Here is a 19444-nt window from a genome sequence, read left to right on the forward strand (position 1 = left end):
GGATCAGTATTTATTGATTACCACCACTTAGGGTAATCATTAAATGCCTCGTACAATGCACATTTCGACTCATCGGTTAGCTTTTCTCTTCCTTTTGCTGATGTGATATAGCCATCTAGATTTTCTTTGGCACATGACCATTCAAGTAAGTCCTGAACAGGGTTTAATAGCAATTCAAAAGCCCCATTCATATCTTTAAGACGAGCTATATCATTTCTACGTAAGTTGTCGATAAATGAGTCAAAATATTGACATTCTATCCATAGCTGCATATTCACGTCTAAACTATATCCAAATTTATCTACTCGGATTATAAGATTAAATTTCATTGACGGTACATGCTCATCAAGCTCTATTACATCTAATGTAATGTTTATAGGGTTTTTAATTTCTATATCCATTTAATGTGCTCCTACATAACGGGCATGGATGATCGTTGGCAACTCAGTTGCTGTTCGTGGTGGTTTAATTTCTAGTTGCCAGCCATCTACAGTAATTCTCTCACCATATGGCATTTTATTTTTTGTGGCAGTATTTACAGCAGATTGGAAACTTCTTAGTTCTTGTTGACTAGCCAGTCTCACGGCTTCAGGCGTATGCGTAACAGCTTTTGATGCTGCGTACTCCACCATATGTTCGGTAGCATTTCCATGTACCCATACTTTCTTCCCGTTCGGTAATGACATTTCAAAAGATTTAGGAATTACGGATCCAGGATACATTGGCTGGGTGCCTTTAATGGAATCGAAAACAGTTCCTGTTGACAACTCACTATTCTTCGCAACATTTTCTGTTTTTCCATTCGACAATGACTTCCCATCAAACTTACCAACCGGATGCTCAACATTCGTCACCGTACCCTGATCCTTCGGACTAAATTTCCCTTCTCCTACTTTCCATTGTGGTGATGAACCTTCTGCTTTGCTACCCGTAACAGGATTTTTAGCCAGCGCCAAGAATGCTTTAGCCGCCACATATTGCATCACCTTCGCTTCACTGGTCGGGATACCGCTGGCCACAATTTCAGCGGCTTTCTCCGGCGTCATTTTCTCATTGGACATCACCACATCCAACGGGACACCGAAGAAGTTCCCCCACGCCACAATCAACCCTCTGGCTGGATCTTGACCTTCAGGGTGCGTACCTCTCGCTTGTTTTGCCAACGCTTCCGACAATTCATCCGGGGTTGCCCCTTCCCTGAGCATTTGCATGGCGAGTGAACTCTGTGCCCGACCGTAATCCGCCATGCCTTTTGGCAAACTCAACGCATTATTCTCAATCGCATTCTTCGCTGTCTGCGCTCCGGAAATACCACCAGCGGTTGAATCTGTTGCCAACCCAGCAGTTAACCCACCAGCTAAGGTAGATAATGCACTGACTGTTTGCCGTTGTTCTTCACTTAACCGATCAATATCCTCCGGTGTTTTAGCACCATAGAGTTGTTCAGCAACAATCGGAGCCATTAGTTCTCCAGCCGCTGCACCTGCACCGCCCGCTAAGGCGTTTCCACCATTTGCTTTTGCGATGACAGCACCCAAAACAGCATGGGCCATTGCATTCGCGGCTTTATTCACTTCTCGGGTCTTCGGATCTGTAGTCTTATCCTTAATAACTTCAGCCAGATAAGGAGATGCACCGCCTGCAATTGCTGCTGCGATATCGCCACCTGCTAAGCCCTGTATTGCAGCTGTCGCAGCCATCATAGCTTTATTCAGATCACTGCCTGTTCCCCATTTTTTCTGTTCATCCTTATAGGCCTGAGTTTCACGGAGCTGTTCATAATATTCAAGCCGTTCTTTTTCTGGAGCCTCTTTAGCTGGCTCAGATTTTCCATTCTTAGCCATTTCAGCTTTAGCTGCCTGAAGAGAACGAATATTACCTTCTGTGCGAGCAATGTCTATCGCTTGACTACCGATTTCTCCGATCAAGCGGCTTTGTTCGATACGTTTCTGCTCTTTCTCTTTGTTAAAGATTGGGCTAAGAGCCTGATTTGCATGTTCAACATCACGGCTCAAGTCAGCAATATTTTGCTGCTGATTTTCAGTATCACGAACAATTAATGTGCCTTCACTAACTGCAGCCTGTGTTGTGGAATTGGCATGTCCCTCACTCACTCCGCCAACCGGCATTCCCATTGCTACATTTTTCAGGCCTCCTGAATTAGTACCGCCAACAGGGCTGCCACTTGGTGCTGCTACCGGGGATTTCGCATTATTGGCAAAGTTACCACTCACGCTAAAACCTGCGCTTTGGTGTTCAACTTTATAATCCGCTTTGTTTTCAATATTACTAAAACCAAGGGTACCGGTTTCCAGTCGGTTTTTATCTGCCGTGGCAGTACTGCCAATTACGGCACCATCCAACTGGGTATGTTCACCTACGTTGACATCAAAACCGCCTTTGCCTGCAAAGATCCCCGTTTGTTCTTGCACCGAGTCATAATTGCTGTGCATTTTCTCACGGCTGACATTGACACTACCTGAGCCACTCATTGTGCCATAAGTAAAACTACCCGATGCACTTGCATTAACTTGCTTCGCATCATAACGATCGCTGTCCTGCTGGCTTTGCATCGTCAGATTGCGGCCAACATCTGCTTTAACCGTTTCACCTGTTATCTGTGCTCCAGTCAGATTTGCATCCCGATCACTGTGAAGATTAACGGTGTTACCAGCATTGACGGTAGTTTCGATGTAATTCGTGCCTGTTCCTTTCTCAAAACCCCGACCTTTGTTCACGTTAGCTGAGAATTGGATCCCCGTAGAACCACCGGCAACAATACCAACGCCGATGCTACCACCACTACTTTTATTCTTGCTATCCTGCAACTGGCTGTTTTCAGCAGAGACCAAATTGACATCCCGGTTAGCGGACAGATTGATATCTTGACCTGCCTGTAGCTTCCCTCCCTGCACAGTAATATCGCCATCAAGCCCTTTCTCGCCTGAGCCTGTCGCCGTGATGGAAAGATTGTTTCCTGTTGTCAAATTGCTACCCTGCGCAAAATTTTGCTGCAGTTTTTGCTCGGATTTAGAAGATTGCGTTTCCAGGGAAACTTTGATACCAAAAGCACTGTCTTGCGATGGATCATTGCCCTGCGCTTCAGCCAGTCGTGCTGCCTGCATAGCCTGTATACCACTTAATGCAACTTTAGTACCTTTCAGTGCTGCAAGGCGGCTATCCTGCTCTTTATCCTCATTAAACTCCTGAGCTGTTTCTACCGCAGTGTTAATCGCGCTGCCTACAGTACCCGCCAACGATACCTTAAGTCCCGTTTTCTTCTGTTCTACGGATTGTGATTGATTAAGCTGGCTTTTGCTTGCCGTAATACTGACTTCCTGTCCTTTCAGAGACATATCTTTGCCGGCAATCAGCTCACTTCCATGCACTGAAAGGTCTCGGCCCGCAGTGATACTCAGGTTACCCTCACTGCTACCTATCACACTGCCTTTTTCGTTGCTCCCATCACTATCGGCAGTAGCCTTATCCTTGCTCTGACCAAACATCACACTAACGCCTTTGGATTTTACCCGGCCCGTTTTCTTCTCTTCATTCAAATGAACAGAAGATTGAGACTCTTCAGCAGTGGTTATAGTGACATCACGCTTCGCTGCCAGTTCGACATCATAAGTACCTGCAATATTACTGCCTTGTACTCCAATATCCCGGCCAGCTTGTACAGTTATTTGATCACCACTGAGTGTACTGGATTTAGCAGATTGTTGATTTGCCTGATCGTAAGTTTTCTCCTTGTTTTTTACAGACTTATTCGTATTAAGAGAACTTTCCGTCAGCTTAGATTCATGAGAATCACTATTTTGCTGATGGGTCAGAAGGAAATCACGCCCAGTCTCAACTTTGACTGTTTCTCCGCTGACATGTGTACCTGCCAGAGTTGTATCCCGCCCACTGTTCAGTGTGATGGTTTTACCACTCTCTACGGATGTTTCAGTCCACGTCGTCCCGTTATCTTTCTCAGAACCTTTACTACGGTTAGCCTTATAATTAGCATTTACCATAGAGGTACCGCTCAAACCAAAGTTGACACTGGCACCGAATTGCTTGCCACTGCTGCTCTTTTCTTTATCCGTTTTGTAGGTATTCTCTGCCCCAGCCAGAGAAATGTCTTTCTCTGCCTGCAAGGTCGTATTGCCACCCGCTTTAAGCTGACTGCCGATAATATCCAGATTTCCTGCTTCAAGGTTTTCTCCCTGACCTGTAGCAGTAATAGATAAGTTATCTCCGGCAGTAAGAGCAGAACCTACAGTCGTATCCGACTCTTTATGAGTACGGGATGAGTTCTTTTGTTTGCCAATAGTGGCTTGGAAAGTAACAGATGGTAATATCGGGTCTTTACCTTCAAGAAGATTTTCTTCTAGTTTGTCATGCGCAGCCTGAGTCACACTCAGCGCTGACTTAACATCATAGAGTGCAGATACCCGGTCGTTATCCCTTTGTTTATCCTGTTCCGCAATAGCTTTGACAGCCGTAGTCAGACTGCCTCCTGAACTCCCAATAGACAGTGTTAGTCCTTTGCTCTTCTGTTCAAAAGTTTCATCATGAGTTAGTTTGTTACGTCCAGCTTCAATCTGTACATTACTGCCACTTACTGTCAGATCTTTTCCGGCAATCAATTCACTGCCATGTACTTTAACTTCTTGCCCTGCAGCAACAGTAAGATTACCTTGGCTACTACCAATGACGCTGCCTTTCTCGCTCGCTCCATCACTGTCAGAGGTGCTTTTCTGACTATTTTTACCCAGAGTAAAGCCAAATCCACCCGCTTTCATCAGGCCAGATTTTTTCTCTTGCTTCATATGCTGTTCTGTGAGCGATTCTGCTGCTGCTGTTACCTGAACATTTCGGCCAGCAGCCAGTGCAACATCTTCTGTACCCGCGATATTGCTACCTTCAACCCGCAAATCCTGCCCAGCTTTCACTGTGACTTTATTTCCACTCAGTGTTGTACTCAGAGCTTGATTCTGATGAATTTCATCATGGGTTTTCGTTGATTCGGATGAGAGGAAACTTTTATCTTTACGGTAATGATGTTCAGTCATCGAACGTTGAGTTTCACCGGACTCCAATGTCACGTTCCGCCCAGCCTGAACATGCAAATCACCACCTGTAACAACGTCAGAAGCTTTCACTTTCAGGTCATTGCCAGCTAATAACTGCATAGAACCTTCACTGTGCAATGTGCTACCAACATCAGTTTTTTCATGCTGATGCAGATAATTTTTGCTGTCCCAGTCATGATTGCGGGTTATTTCTGTGGTAACAGTATTGATACTCAGATCATTACCCGCGCTCAGAGTTGTTTCTCCGTTTTTACCCTTATTAACAATCTCACTGGCAGTCAGAGTCAGGTTATTGTTTGCACGTAGAGTCAATTCACCTTGATCATTGGTAACATAAATGCCTGCAGTACGGTCAATCCACTGGTCAGTACCTTGACTGCCTACAGTTGTTACACTGGTCAGGTTATTACCCGCCAGTAGTTTCACACTGTCATTTCCTCGGATTTTCCCGCCCTGATTATTGATATCGGTGCGAGCTTGTACTTCTATCCGATTACCTCTTATTTCTCCCCGGTTTTGCACATTTTCAGCAGTGAGCTGAGTCACTTCTCTACCTGAAATTTGTCCACTATTAGTAACATCCTGCAAGGCATTTGCCAGTACTCGTTGCCCTGTTAGCAATGCTCCATCACCCGTTAGTTCACCCTGTTTCACCCGCGCATAGACCTGCGGTACTACAACAGTTTGAACTGAACCATTCGGCAGAGTGACTTGACGGTTTTCCAACCAGACCATATCGTCTGTTAACAATGTCATTTGCGAAGATGTCAGAGCAACACCCGGTGTTAATCCATAGCGTTTACCAAAAGCGACACCGGAATTCATCAGCGCCTTAAATTGCTCTTCGTCACTGTTGTAATTGTCAAGATAGCGATGCCCTGTCAACTGGACTATCTGATCACGTATTAACCGCTGCTCATAGAAGCCATCCCCCAAACGCTTATGCATGTTATCAGGGTTGTTGCTCCATTGTTGCTGCATATAATCCGTACTTAACCAAGTTTTATTGTCGGTAAAACGACGATCAGTTTCGATCAAGGGCTTATTGGCATTATCGAGATTTAGAGTAAATAAACTGTTATCCGGTAAATGAGTATCCACCTGAATACGGCGAATCTCTGATTCTTGCCCAGGCAGTACATTCTGAACAGGTATCGTCTGTATTTTATTTGGATTATCCAGATCTACTAGGCTTGGCAAATCAGTAGGTTTTATCAGATCTAACTGATTTAATGAATTCCCTACTTTTACTGGCTCTAATACGTTTGTTACATCTGCCACTTTCACCGTTTCTAATGCATTCTTTGCATCAGCAACTTTCACAGAATATAATGTATTTGTCGCATCAGCCACTTTCACGGATTCTAACGCATTTGTTGTATTAGCGACTTTGATGGTTTCTAACGTATTTGTGGCATCCATCAATTTGACAGAATCTAACGTATTCGCTGTATCCGACACTTTGGTTGGTTTTAACGAATTTGTCTTATCGGTGACTTTTACTGGCTCTAACGTATTGGTTGCATCCGTCACTTTCACGGATTCTAATACATTTGCCGAACTCGCCACTTTGACAGGATCTAGCGTATTGGTTGCATCAACCACGTTAGCAGGATCCAATGTATTTGTTGCATCAACCATTTTGACAGGATCTAACGAGTTTGTTATTCCCGCTACTTTGACGAGTTCTAACGAATTTGTCGCGTCCGCTATCTTAATAGATTCTAACGAGTTTGTTGCATTCGCTACTTTAATCGGTTCTAACGAATTTGTTGCGTTCGCTACTTTGACTGTTTCTAACGCATTTGTCGCATCCGTTGCTTTGATCAAGACTGACGGATTTGACATATCTACGTTTAAGTTTCCACCTTGTGTAACAATATGACCTGCTTCTATTGGCTTATCGGTTAATGACAAAGATTGGCGCGCATCTGGTGAACTACCAACGCCGGTACTATTAGTGTTAGCCTGATATTCCATCAGATGTAAAGGTAATGTGGTAACTTCTGGAGTCGGGGCGTAGTTGCTATGGCTAACGCTGCTCGATTTCTTTTTACCCATCCGTCTTTTTTTAGGTTCTTGATGCCACCAACTATCGCCTACATCCGTAGTGATACGTTGTCCAGTCGCTTCCAGATTGTCCAACTTGCTTACAGTTGACTGTAAATCACCACCCGCTACTATGCGGCTGTTTTCATTGGTATATTGATAACCCATTAAAGTCAGATTCTTACCTGACATAATGGTAGCGGACTCTTTATTCACTACCTGAGTTTCAGACGTTATATGGTCATATTTGAATTCAGCGAAGTTTTTGTAAAAATCATCAGGTGTCCATAGCTTATGTTCACGTCCATACTCGTAACGAACACCTTTATCAGTAGCATTATAAGTTGTACTAGCACCACTTCCCTTAAATTGATGGCGATGCTCACGTTCAACTTCTACAGGCTTATCAGATAATTTTAGATGAATATCTTTATTTTCCAGCAGAGCGGCTCTGATAAACGCGTTATCGCCCGCTTCAATAGACGCGCTGTAGTTATTTATCCTTCCCGCTTGCCCTGTAGCCTGATAGTTTTCATCCAAACGGCTACCGATTTTCAAATCACCCGCACTGTAAATCAATGCATGATCTTGGTTTAACAACAGATCATCAACACCGATATCTGCCCGATCACGGGCAGCAATAACAGCGCTTTTATCTTTCTCTTTCAGGTTTTTCAGCGTTTCAGCTTTTATTGCTACATGATCGCCATAAATCCGCCCTGTACCTGAGTTGGTCATTACCGAGCTATCGACATGAGTCAACTCGCCATCTATTAGTCCCTTATTCAGCATGTTATCGGCTTTGACATGGGTATTAACTGCGCTAATTTCTGCCGTTTCAGTATTGATGATTTGTGGAGCTTCTATCTTCAGCGTATGACCAGAGAGAATCTGCTTATTGTTTGTGATTTCCATGCCTGAATCTAAGTTCAGATCACCATCAGCAGCAATAATATTGTTGTTAGTGAACGACTTGCTTAAACTGATGGACAGATCACCTTGCGACAAAATTTTCCCATCTCCACTCAAACTGTTCGCTTTGATCTGCTCCTGTTTGCCTGCAATCAAGGTTCCATCAAGATTATTAATTTTGAGTGATTTTCCATTTTCATCTGTGATTGTCAGGCGGTCGGTACTGCTAATCAGCCCTTGGTTATTATCGACTAAATTCCGAACATGTAGTTTCTGCTCAGAGGTTGTACGAATTGCACCTGCTGTGTTATCGAGTTCCTCTACTGTTAAATTCAAGCTATTCGCTTCGATGCCTTTATCTTTTGTGCCCAGAGTTGAACCATTGAACATGGTTTTTGCATTAATAGACGATGCTTTTCCACCACGGATAAGACCATCGTTATTGCTGATTTGCTCTGCCACAACCAATGACATATCACCTACCGATTGCAGTTGACCTTGCTGGTTATCCAGTAAGTGAGTTTTGATATTGGTTGTACCCAGCGAGAGGAGCGTTCCTTGCTGGTTGATGAGTGATTGATCACCTGTATCAATAACCAGTCCGGTTCCACCCTGAATATTCCCATGTTGGTTATCTACTGTACCTGTATGTAAAGCAGTCAAACCATCGGCAGCTAACGAACCCTGTTTATTGGTGAGTAGCTGCCCTTGTGTATCTACAGTGAGATCCGCTGCGGATTGTATCTTACCCTCAGTATTGTTCAGGACTTTACTGTGCAGATTAACACCATTGTTACCTGCTATCTGGCCTTTTGTATTATCAAGGTTACCGGTTTCCAATTTAGCTTGGGCGTTTACAATGATGGTTCCTTGTTGGTTATCCAAGTCACCACTGCGTAATGTGGCAGCACCCTCTGCTGCTAATTTGCCTTGGGTATTCGTGAATTCTTTGCCTTGTGTGTCAACGCTGATATCCATCGCTGAAAGTAACTGCCCTTCCGTGTTATTCACAGCTTGGCTGGTAATTTTCAACCCTTCGTTACCCGCTATTTGCCCTTTTGTATTGTTGATATCACCAGTTTTCAGTGTTGTTTTAGCATTCGCAGTAATTTCGCCTTGTTGGTTAATCAGTGTCTTATCATGCGTATCTACAGTGAGATCAGCGACAGACAATAACTTACCTTCGGAGGTATCCAGCATCTGGCTGCTAATTTCCAGCCCTTTATCACCAGCAATTTGACCTTTTCTATTATTAATATCGCCCGTTTTTAATGTCGTTTTACTATTAGAAGCAATCACACCCTGCTCATTAATCAGCGACTGATTTTCCGTACTGACAGTCAAATCGCCGGCAGACAGTAACTTACCTTCCGTGTTATTCAGTGTCTGGCTGGTAATTGCTAGTCCATTATCACCAGCAATTTGGCCTTTCGTGTTATTGATATCTCCTGTTGTTAACACGGTCAGAGCATCAGCAGAAATGACACCTTGCTGATTAGTTAGTTTTTGCCCCTGCGTATCGACAGTTAGGTCTTCCGTAGACAGTAATTTACCTTCGGTGTTATCCAGCCCCTGACTGGTAATTACCAGTCCTTTGTTGCTCGCGATTTGACCTTTTGTATTGCTAATCTCACCAGTTGATAGCGCAACTTTGCTATTGGAAGCAATCACACCTTGCTGGTTAGTGAGTGTTTGTCCATTCGTATCTATGGACAGATCGGCGGCAGATAATAACTTACCTGAGGTACTATTCAGCGCTTGACTGGTAACTGCCAATCCTTTATCACCAGAAATTTCACCCTGGATATTGTTGATTTTTTCAGCCGTTAATGTGGTCTTAGCATTAGATGCGATGACTCCTTGTTGACTAATCAGTACATGACCTTGTGTATTTACCGTCAAGTCGGCCACAGACTGCAATTTGCCTTCTGTGTTATCCAAAGTCTGACTAGTAATTACCAGTCCTCCATTACCCGCAATTTGACCTTTCGTATTACTGATATCACCGGTTGTCAGTGTCGTTTTACCATTGGAGGCAATCACACCTTGCTGGTTGGTGAGTTTTTGTTTATGCGTATCCACAGTCAGATCGGCAGAAGATAGCAATTTTCCTGCGGTAGTATCCAAAGCCTGACTGTTAATCACCAATCCTTTATTGCCGATGATTTGGCCTTCAGTATTGTTTAGCGCTCCCGTCGTCAGTGTCGTTTTGGTGTCAGCTGAAATCAGACCTTTCTGAGCATTGATAAGCTGTTTCCCTTGCGTATCTACAGTTAAATCGGTAGCAGACTGCAATTTTCCGGTGGTGTTATCCAGTTCCTGACTGGTGATTGCCAGACTATCATTGCTGGAAATTTGACCATTTATATTACTGATATCACCAGTTGTTAGTGTGATTTTGCTATTGGAGCCAATTACACCTTGTTGATTAGTGAGTTTTTGTCCTTTTGTATCTATGGTCAGATCGGCAGTAGACAGTAATTTCCCTTTAGTGGTATTCAGTGCCTGACCAATAATTGCCAGCCCTTTATCGCCTGAGATTTCACCTTGGATATTATTGAGTTCACCCGTCGTTAGTATGGTTTTTGCATTAGATGCAATCATTCCCTGCAGGTTAATCAACGCCTTATCCTGCGTATTCACGGTCAGATCAGCCGCAGATTGGATTTTCCCTTCAGAGTTATCCAATGCCTGACTGGTAATTTCCAGCCCTTCGTTGCCTGCAATTTGACCTTTCGTGTTACTGATATCACCAGCTTTCAGTATGGCCTTCGTGTTAGAAGCAATCATACCTTGTTGGTTAATGAGTTTTTGATCCTGCGTATCGACAGTCAGATCGGCAGTAGATTGTAATTTCCCTTTAGTGTTATCCAGAGACTGACTGGTAATTCCCAGCCCTTCATTGCCTACGATTTCACCTTCAGTATTATTGATAATACCTGTTGTTAGCGTGGTTTTAGCATCTGATGCAATCAAGCCTTTCTGAGCATTGATAAGCTGTTGTCCTTGCGTATCGACAGTCAGATCGGCAGTAGATTGTAATTTCCCTGTGGTGTTATCCAGTGCCTGGCTAGTAATTGTTAACCCTTTATCGCCGGAAATTTCACCCTGAATATTGTTGATATTGCCAGTTACCAATGTGGTTTTGGCATTAGATGCTATGGCCCCTTGCTGGTTAATCAGCGTATCGCCCTGCGTATTTACTGCCAACTCGGCTGCAGACTGCAATTTCCCTTCGGTGTTATCCAGTGCCTGACTGGTAATATCCAGTCCTTCGTTACCCGCAATTTGACCTTTTATATTGCTGGTCTCACCGGTTTTCAGTGTTGCTTTACCATTGGAAACAATCACACCTTGTTGGTTGGTGAGTTTTTGTTCATGTGTATCCACAGTCAAATCAGCAGCAGACAGTAATTTTCCGGCAGTAGTATCCAACGCCTGACTGTTAATCGTCAGCCCTTTATTGCCAGAAATTTTTCCGTCAGTATTATTTATAATCCCTGTTGTTAATATGGTTTTGGTATCTGATGCAACCAGACTGTGTTGAACATTGGTAAGTTGTTGCCCTTGCGTATCTATAGTCAGGTCAGCAGCAGACAATAATTTCCCAGTGCTGTTATCCACTGACTGGCTGGTAATCGTCAGCCCCTCATTACCGGAGATTTGACCGTCGATATTGTTGATATCACCGGTTGTCAGGGTAGTTTTGCTATTAGACGCAATCACGCCTTGCTGGTTGGTAAGTTTTTGCCCTTTTGTATCTACGGTTAGATTATTGGCAGACAGTAATTTTCCTTCGGTGGTATTCAGTGCCTGACTGCTAATCTCCAGCCCTTTATCACCTGAAATTTCACCTTGGGTATTATTGAGTTCACCAGTGATCAATGTGGTCTTGGCATTAGATGCGATAACTCCGTGTTGGTTAACCAGCGTATGATCCTGCGTATTCACCGTTAATGCTGCTGCAGATTGTAATTGACCTTCGGTGTTATTCAACGCCTGACTGGTTATTGTCAGACCTTCATTACCAGCGATTTGACCTTTTGTATTGTTAATATCACCGGCTTTCAATGTGGCTTTAGTATCGGAAATAATCACACCTTGTTGATTGGTGAGTTTCTCTCCTTTCGTATCTACGCTCAGATCGGCTGCAGACAGTAATTTCCCACTAGATGTATCCAATGCCTGACTGGTAATGTCCAGTCCTTTACTGCCAATGATTTGGCCTTCAGTATTGTTGATAGCTCCCGTTGTCAGTGTGGTTTTGGCATCGGATGAAATTAAACCTTTTTGAGCATTAGTTAGCTCTTTTCCTTGCGTATCGACAATTAAATCAGCAGCAGACAGTAATTTCCCAGCGCTGTTATCCAGCGTTTTGCTAGTGATTGTCAGTATCTCATTACTGGAAATTTGACCGTTGATATTATTGATATCTCCGGTTGTCAGTGTAGTTTTGCTATTAGAAGCAATCACACCTTTTTGATTGGTGAGTTTTTGCCCTTTTGTATCTACAGACAGATCAGTCGCAGACAGTAATTTTCCTTCGGTAGTATTCAGTACCTGACTGGTAATCGTCAGCCCTTTATCACCTGAAATTTCACCTTGGATATTATTGAGTTCACCAGTTGTTAGTACGGTTTTAGCATTGGAAGCAATCATTCCCTGCTGGTTAATCAGTGCCTTGTCCTGTGTATCCACAGTCAAATCAACAGCAGACTGTAATTTACCTTCGGAGTTATCCAGTGACCGACTGGTAATTGCCAGTCCTTCATTGCCTGCAATTTGGCCTTTCTTAGTGTTGATATCACCTGTTTTTAGTGTGGCTTTGCCATTGGAAACAATCACACCTTGCTGGTTAATCAGTGTCTGGTCTTGCGTATCTACGATCAGGTCAGCAGCAGATTGTAATTTTCCTTTGGTGTTATTTAATGCCTGACTGGTAATTTTCAGTTCTTGATTACCAGCGATTTGGCCTTCAGTATTATCAAGAGCTCCCGTTGTCAGCGTGGTCTTAGCATCTGCTGCAATCAAACCTTTCTGGGCATTGATAAGCTGTTGCCCTTGCGTATCAACATTTAAATCAGCAGCTGATAACAATTTTCCTGCGGTGTTATCCAGAGCCTGACTGGTGATTGTCAGCCCCTCATTACCTGAAATTTGTCCGTCAATATTGTTAATATTACCGGTTGCCAGTGTGGTTTTATTAGAGGCAATCACACCCTGTTGATTGGTGAGTTTTTCTCCCTTAGTATCGATAGTTAGTTCAGCAGTAGACAGCATTTTTCCGGCGGAGTTATCCAGTCCTTTACTGTTAATCTCCAGCCCTTTATCACCAGAAATTTCACCTTGGGTATTATTGACTTCACCAGCAGTCAACATGGTCTTGGCATTAGACGCAATGACCCCATGCTTATTGGTAAGCAATTGATCCTGAGTATTAACTGTTAAGTCTGCAGTAGACTGTAATTTACCTGCGGTGTTGTCTAAGGCCTGACTGGTAATTTCCAGTCCTTTATTGCCACCAATTTGGCTTTCAGTATTATTGATAATACCTGTTATCAGCTTAGTTTTAGCATCAGCTGCAATCAGACCTTTCTGAGCATTAGTAAGCTGTTTTCCCTGCGTATCTACCGTCAGATCAGCAGCAGATAATAATTTCCCAGTCGTGTTATCCACTGTCTGACTGGTAATTGTCAGCCCTTCATTACCAGAAATTTGACCATTGATATTGTTGATATCACCGGTTGTCAGTGAGGTTTTACTATTGGAGGCAATCATACCTTGTTGATTGGTGAGTTTTTGCCCTTTCGTATTTACAGTCAGATCAGAGGCAGACAATAATTTTCCTTCGGTAGAATTTAGTGCCTGACTGTTAATATCTAACCCTTGATCACCGGAAATTTCACCTTGGGTATTATTGATTTCACCAGTTTTCAGTGTCGTTTTACTATTAGAGGCCATCAGGCCTTGCTGATTAACCAGCACTTGATCCTGTGTATCTACCGTTAATTCAGCAGCTGATTGTAATTTACCTGAGGTGTTATCTACCGCCTGACTGGTAATTTTCAAACCTTTATTACCAGCTATTTGGCCTTCGATATTATTGAGAGCTCCCGTTATCAGCGTGGTTTTGGCATCAGCTGCAATCAAACCTTGCTTGTCATTAGTAAGCTGTTTTCCCTGCGTATCTACCGTCAGATCAGCAGCAGACAATAATTTCCCAGTCGTGTTATCCATTGCCTGACTGGTAATTGTTAACCCTTCATTACCAGAAATTTGACCATTGATATTACTGATATCACCGGTTGTCAGTGTAGTTTTGCTGTTGGAGGCAATCACACCTTGCTGGTTTGTGAGTTTTTCTCCTTTCGTGTCTATGGTCAGATCAGCAGCAGACAGTAATTTTCCTTCGGTAGAATTTAGCGCCTGACTGGTAATTGTCAGCCCTGTATCACCGGAAATTTCACCTTGGGTATTATTGATATTACCCGTTTTCAGTGTTGTTCTACTGTTAGAGGTAATTACGCCCCTCTGATTAATTAGCTCTTGATCCTGTGTATCTACAGTTAATTCCGCCGTAGACTGTAATTTGCCTGCGGTGTTATCTACTGCCTGGCTGGTAATTTCCAGTTCTGTATTACCGGAAATACGACCATCTATATTGTTGATATCACCGGTTGTCAGTGTAGTTTTGCGGTTAGAGGCAATCACACCTTGTTGGTTAGTGAGTTTATGCCCTTTTGTATCTACGATCAGATCAGCAGCAGACAGTAATTTCCCTTCAGTGGTGTTTAGTTCCTGACTGGTAATTTCCAGCCCTGTATCACCTAAGATTTCACCCTGAGTATTATTGATATTACCGGTTTTCAGTTTTGTTTTACGATTGGAGGCAATCACGCCTTTCTGGTTAATCAGCGTTTGATCTTGCGTATTCACAGTCAATTCTGCTGCTGACTGCAATTTACCTTCAGTGTTATCCAAAGACTGACTAGTAATTGTTACTCCTTCATTACCCGCGATTTGACCTTCTGTATTGTTGATAGTACCGGTTATCAGCGTGGTTTTGGCATCAGCTGCAATCAAGCCTTTTTGGGCATTGATAAGCTGTTGCCCTTGTGTATCTACGATCAAATTAGCGGTAGTCAGTAATTTCCCAGCAGTGCTATCTACTGCCTGACTGGTAATGGTCAGCCCTGTATTTCCAGCAATATGACCATTTATGTTGTTAATATCACCCGTTTTTAGTGTGGTTTTAGTATCGGAAGCAATCAGCCCCTTCTGAGCATTAATAAGCTGTTGCTCTTGTGTATCTATAGACAGATCCGCCGCAGCCAGCAATTGTCCAGACGTGTTATCAATTGCTTGACTGGTAATTGTTAGTTCCGCATTACTGGAAATTTCACCATTGATGTTATTGATATCGCCGGTTGTCAATATCATTTTGTTGTCGGAAACAATCATACCATGCTGATTGGTGAGTTTCTGTCCTTTCGTGTCTATGGTTAGATCAGTAGTAGACAGTAATTTTCCTTCGGCGGAATTCAACTCCTGACTGGTAATATTTAGTCCTTTATCACCAGAGATTTGACCTTCTGTATTATTGATCTCACCGGTTTTTAGTGTCGTTTTGCCATTGGAGGCAATTACGCCTTTTTTGTTGGTGAGCTTCTGTCCTTTTGTATCTACGGTCAAATCAACAGCAGAGAGTAATTTTCCTTCAGTGGTCTTTAGTGCCTGGCTCGTAATCTCCAATCCTTTATCACCAACAACTTGACCTTGCGTATTGTCGATATCACCAGTCGTCAAAGTAACTTTGTTATTAGATGCAATTACACCTTGTTGGTTAGCTAGCGCTTGAGCTTGCGTATCTACGGTTAATTCGGCTGCTGACTGTAATTTTCCTTTAGTGTTATTCAGAAATTGGCTAGTAATCGTCACCCCTTTATCACCAGCAATTTGGCCTTGCGTATTGTCGATATCACCAGTCGTCAAAGTAACTTTGCTATTAGAGGCAATCACACCTTGTTGGCTAATGAGTTTTTGACCTTGGGTATTAATTGTCAATTCTGCTGAAGACTGCAATTTACCTAGAGTGTTGTCTATTGCCTGGCTGTTAATTGTTAATCCTGCATTACCAGCGAGTTGGCCTTCAGTATTATTGATAGCACCGGTTGTAAGCATGGTTTTAGCGTCGGATGCAATCACACCTTTCTCAGCATTAATAAGCTGTTTTCCCTGCGTATCGACACTTAAATCGGCCTCAGACAGCAAATCACCTGCGGTGTTATCTAGTGCTTGGCTGGTAATAGACAACCCATCATCACCGATGATTCGGCCTTTCTTATTATTAATATCACCTGTTTTCAGCGTCGTTTTACTATTGGATGCAATGACACCTTGCTGGTTAATCAACTCCTGACCCTGAGTATCCACCATCAATTCAGCCACAGACTGCAATTTACCTTCAGTGCTATCCAACGATTGACTGGTAATAGACAACCCTTTATCGCCAGCAATTTGGCCTTGCCTATTGTTGATAGCACCAGTTTTCAATGTAGTTTTGCTATTTGAAGCAATCACGCCTTGCTGGTTCATCAGCGCATGATCCTGAGTATTCACTGACAACTCAGCCACAGATTGCAATTTACCAGACGTGTTGTTCAACATTTGGCTGGTAATGTTTAGTCCTTCATTACCGGCAATTTGACCTTCCGTATTGTTGATATTACCGGTTACCAGAGTAGTTTTGGTTCTGGTGGCGATCTTACCTTTCTGGTTATTCAGTGACCCTGCGTTTATATTCAGATCACCACTACTCAGCAACGTACCTCCAGTGTTATCCAGAATATCATGCGTCAGTTGTAGGGGAGTGTTCCCTGTTTGCTGGATAATTCCTTCCTGATTTTCCAGAACAGGTGCTTTCAGGTTCAGTGTTTCTGCAGATAATTTGCCGCTGTTATTCTTCCACTGTGTAGAGGTATCCAGATTTAGTTCATCTTTGGCTGCCAATGTTCCGTGAGAGGTATCTACACCGGCTTGTATAGCCGTCAGTGTAATATTACTGGCATAAGTTTTACTGTGTTGTAAATCGACGCTGCTACCAGTTACCTGTAGATTTCCGCCCGCCAGATTTTTGCCATTAGCGACTACTTCATGGTGACCATTCAGTACCAGGTTACCGGTTCCTGTGGCTTTTCCATTATCATCAATACCTGCTGCAAGTGTACTTTGAGTTGTGCTATTGATACTATCGGCATTAAGCGTAGTATGCCCGGTAGCTGAAATCACTCCACTATTTTCAATAGTACCGTCCACATTAAGTGTGACATCACCTGCTTGTGCGCCTATTTCACCAGCATTACGCACTACCGCAAACTGTGATTTATCCTTGGTGTGCTCCAGAGACGAACTAGTGATTGTTATCCCATCTTTGGCAACAATTTGACCTTTTTCATTCTTCAAATCACCTGTGCGCAAGTTCAATGTTTGGCCACTAACAATTTGTCCAGATTTAAACGAAGTTTCAGATTTCCCTTCATCTTCCTCAACAATTTCAATGGAGTTATTTGTTAGTTCTTGGCCATGCGTATCTATTGATACATTTGCTGCAGATAACAATTCACCGGCTGTATTATTAAGAGTTTGACTGTTTACTGTCAGTCCACTATTCGCAATAATACGGCCTTCTTTATTATTGATATTGCCCGTTACTAATGTTGCTTGTGAATTAGCAGCAATCTTACCTTGTTGATTATTCAGTACCCCGACATCCATATTCAAGTCACTAGCACTCAGCAACTTGCCTTCAGTATTATCCAAGGAGTTTTGCGTTAATTGCAGGGGGGTACTTCCTGTTTGCTGGATAGTTCCTTTCTTATTTTCCAAAACAGGTGTTTTCAGGTTCAGTGTTTCCCCAGACAATTTTCCACTGTTATTCTTCCATTGTGTGGGAGCATCCAAGTTCAATTCATGTTTGGCAACCAATGTCCCATTAGAGGTATCTATATCAGTTTGCGTGGCTGTCAGTGTAATATTGCTGGCATAAGTTTTGCTATGTTGTAAATCAACTCTACTACTGGTTACCTGTAGATTTCCGCCCGCCAGATTTTTACCATTAGATATCACTTCTTGACGACCATTCAGCGCCAGATTGCCGGTACCGGTGGCTTTTCCATCATCATCAATACCAGCTGCTAGTGCTCCTTGGGTAGCACCTTTGATACTATCTGCATTCAGTGTGGTATTTCCGGAGGCTGCTATTGTTCCACTATTATGCAGAACCTGCCCGGTATTCAGCTCCATATCTGCTTTTGCCAATACTTTTCCTGAATTATTGACATCTTCATGGTTAGAGAGTTGTAATGCGTTTTGGCTATACAACATCCCGCTGTTTTCAATTTTACCGTCCGCACTGATCGTTACATTACCTGCTAATGCACCAATTGTGCCTGCATTACGAACCCCTACACCTTTTTCCGTACCACGCAGAGTAATTGCATTAGCATACATACCACCTACGGCAGCAACATCTAGAGCAAACTGTGGTTTATTCGTATTATCATCAGACTTAGTTGTTATCGCCTGTATATCACTGCTGACTTTATTCTGCCCTGTCACTATGCTTAGATCATTAGCATATAGTTTGGCATTGACGTTAACAGCATCAGCAATCAATTCGGTATAAGCGGTATTTTGTGCATTCATACCATTGCCTTCTACCGTCAGTTGCCCTCGATCAACATTGAAGCCTTTCAATTGACCTTTTTCCGTAATAGCCTTTCCCGCCACCAGAGTCGCTTTATAAGAATTAATAAAGCCACACCCGCTACAAGTTATTCCTGCTGGGTTAGCGATCACGACATGTGCTCGACCTCCGGCAACTTCCAAAAATCCATTCAATCGGCTGGTATTACCGCTGTTTACCTCATTGAGGATAATTTTGGCCTGACCTTTTGCTAGCCATGGGTTTGCCGTTACCATTCCCGCCAGATTAGTCTGGGTATTTTTGTAACTATTATTGAGGATTGCACCCCGCGTCCCCACATCAAACTGACTGTATTGGTTGCGTGAAATCCCCTGGGAATTTGGTGTCTGAATATTGATTTGCGGCAAACCGTTGGCTGTTACCAGCACGGTTGGTTGCTGATTACCCGGTGCATTACGGTCAGCCACAATGTTAGAGTTTGTCTGTGCGGAAACTGTAACTAGTCCAGAAGCCAAATAAAGCGAAAATGATAGAGCAGAAAGACTGAATAAACGCGAACTTACTGTTTTCGTTTTTTGTGTTCGACGAGTAGTGCTTCCTTGCCCACTTTGAGCAATCTCTGCCACTACCATCAGCATTTGGCGAGCTTTGTTAAAAATAATACGATATAAATGTTTGTTCATAATCAGACAACCTA

2 protein-coding genes are annotated in these 19444 nt (G+C 43.1%); both read right to left on the reverse strand.

The features are described from left to right. Positions 1–17: 17 nt before the first annotated feature. Positions 18–401: a hypothetical protein gene (locus ABLA85_RS15150; protein ID WP_367965233.1), complete on the reverse strand. Its 384-nt coding sequence runs from the start codon at positions 399–401 to the stop codon at positions 18–20. Next, a complete protein-coding gene (locus tag ABLA85_RS15155; RefSeq protein WP_367965234.1) occupies positions 402–19430 on the reverse strand; it encodes a hemagglutinin repeat-containing protein in 19029 nt (6342 codons plus the stop codon). Between the last annotated feature and the right edge of the window lie 14 nt (positions 19431–19444).

The sequence above is a fragment of the Xenorhabdus sp. SGI246 genome, assembly GCF_040838225.1.
GTDB lineage: Bacteria > Pseudomonadota > Gammaproteobacteria > Enterobacterales > Enterobacteriaceae > Xenorhabdus > Xenorhabdus indica.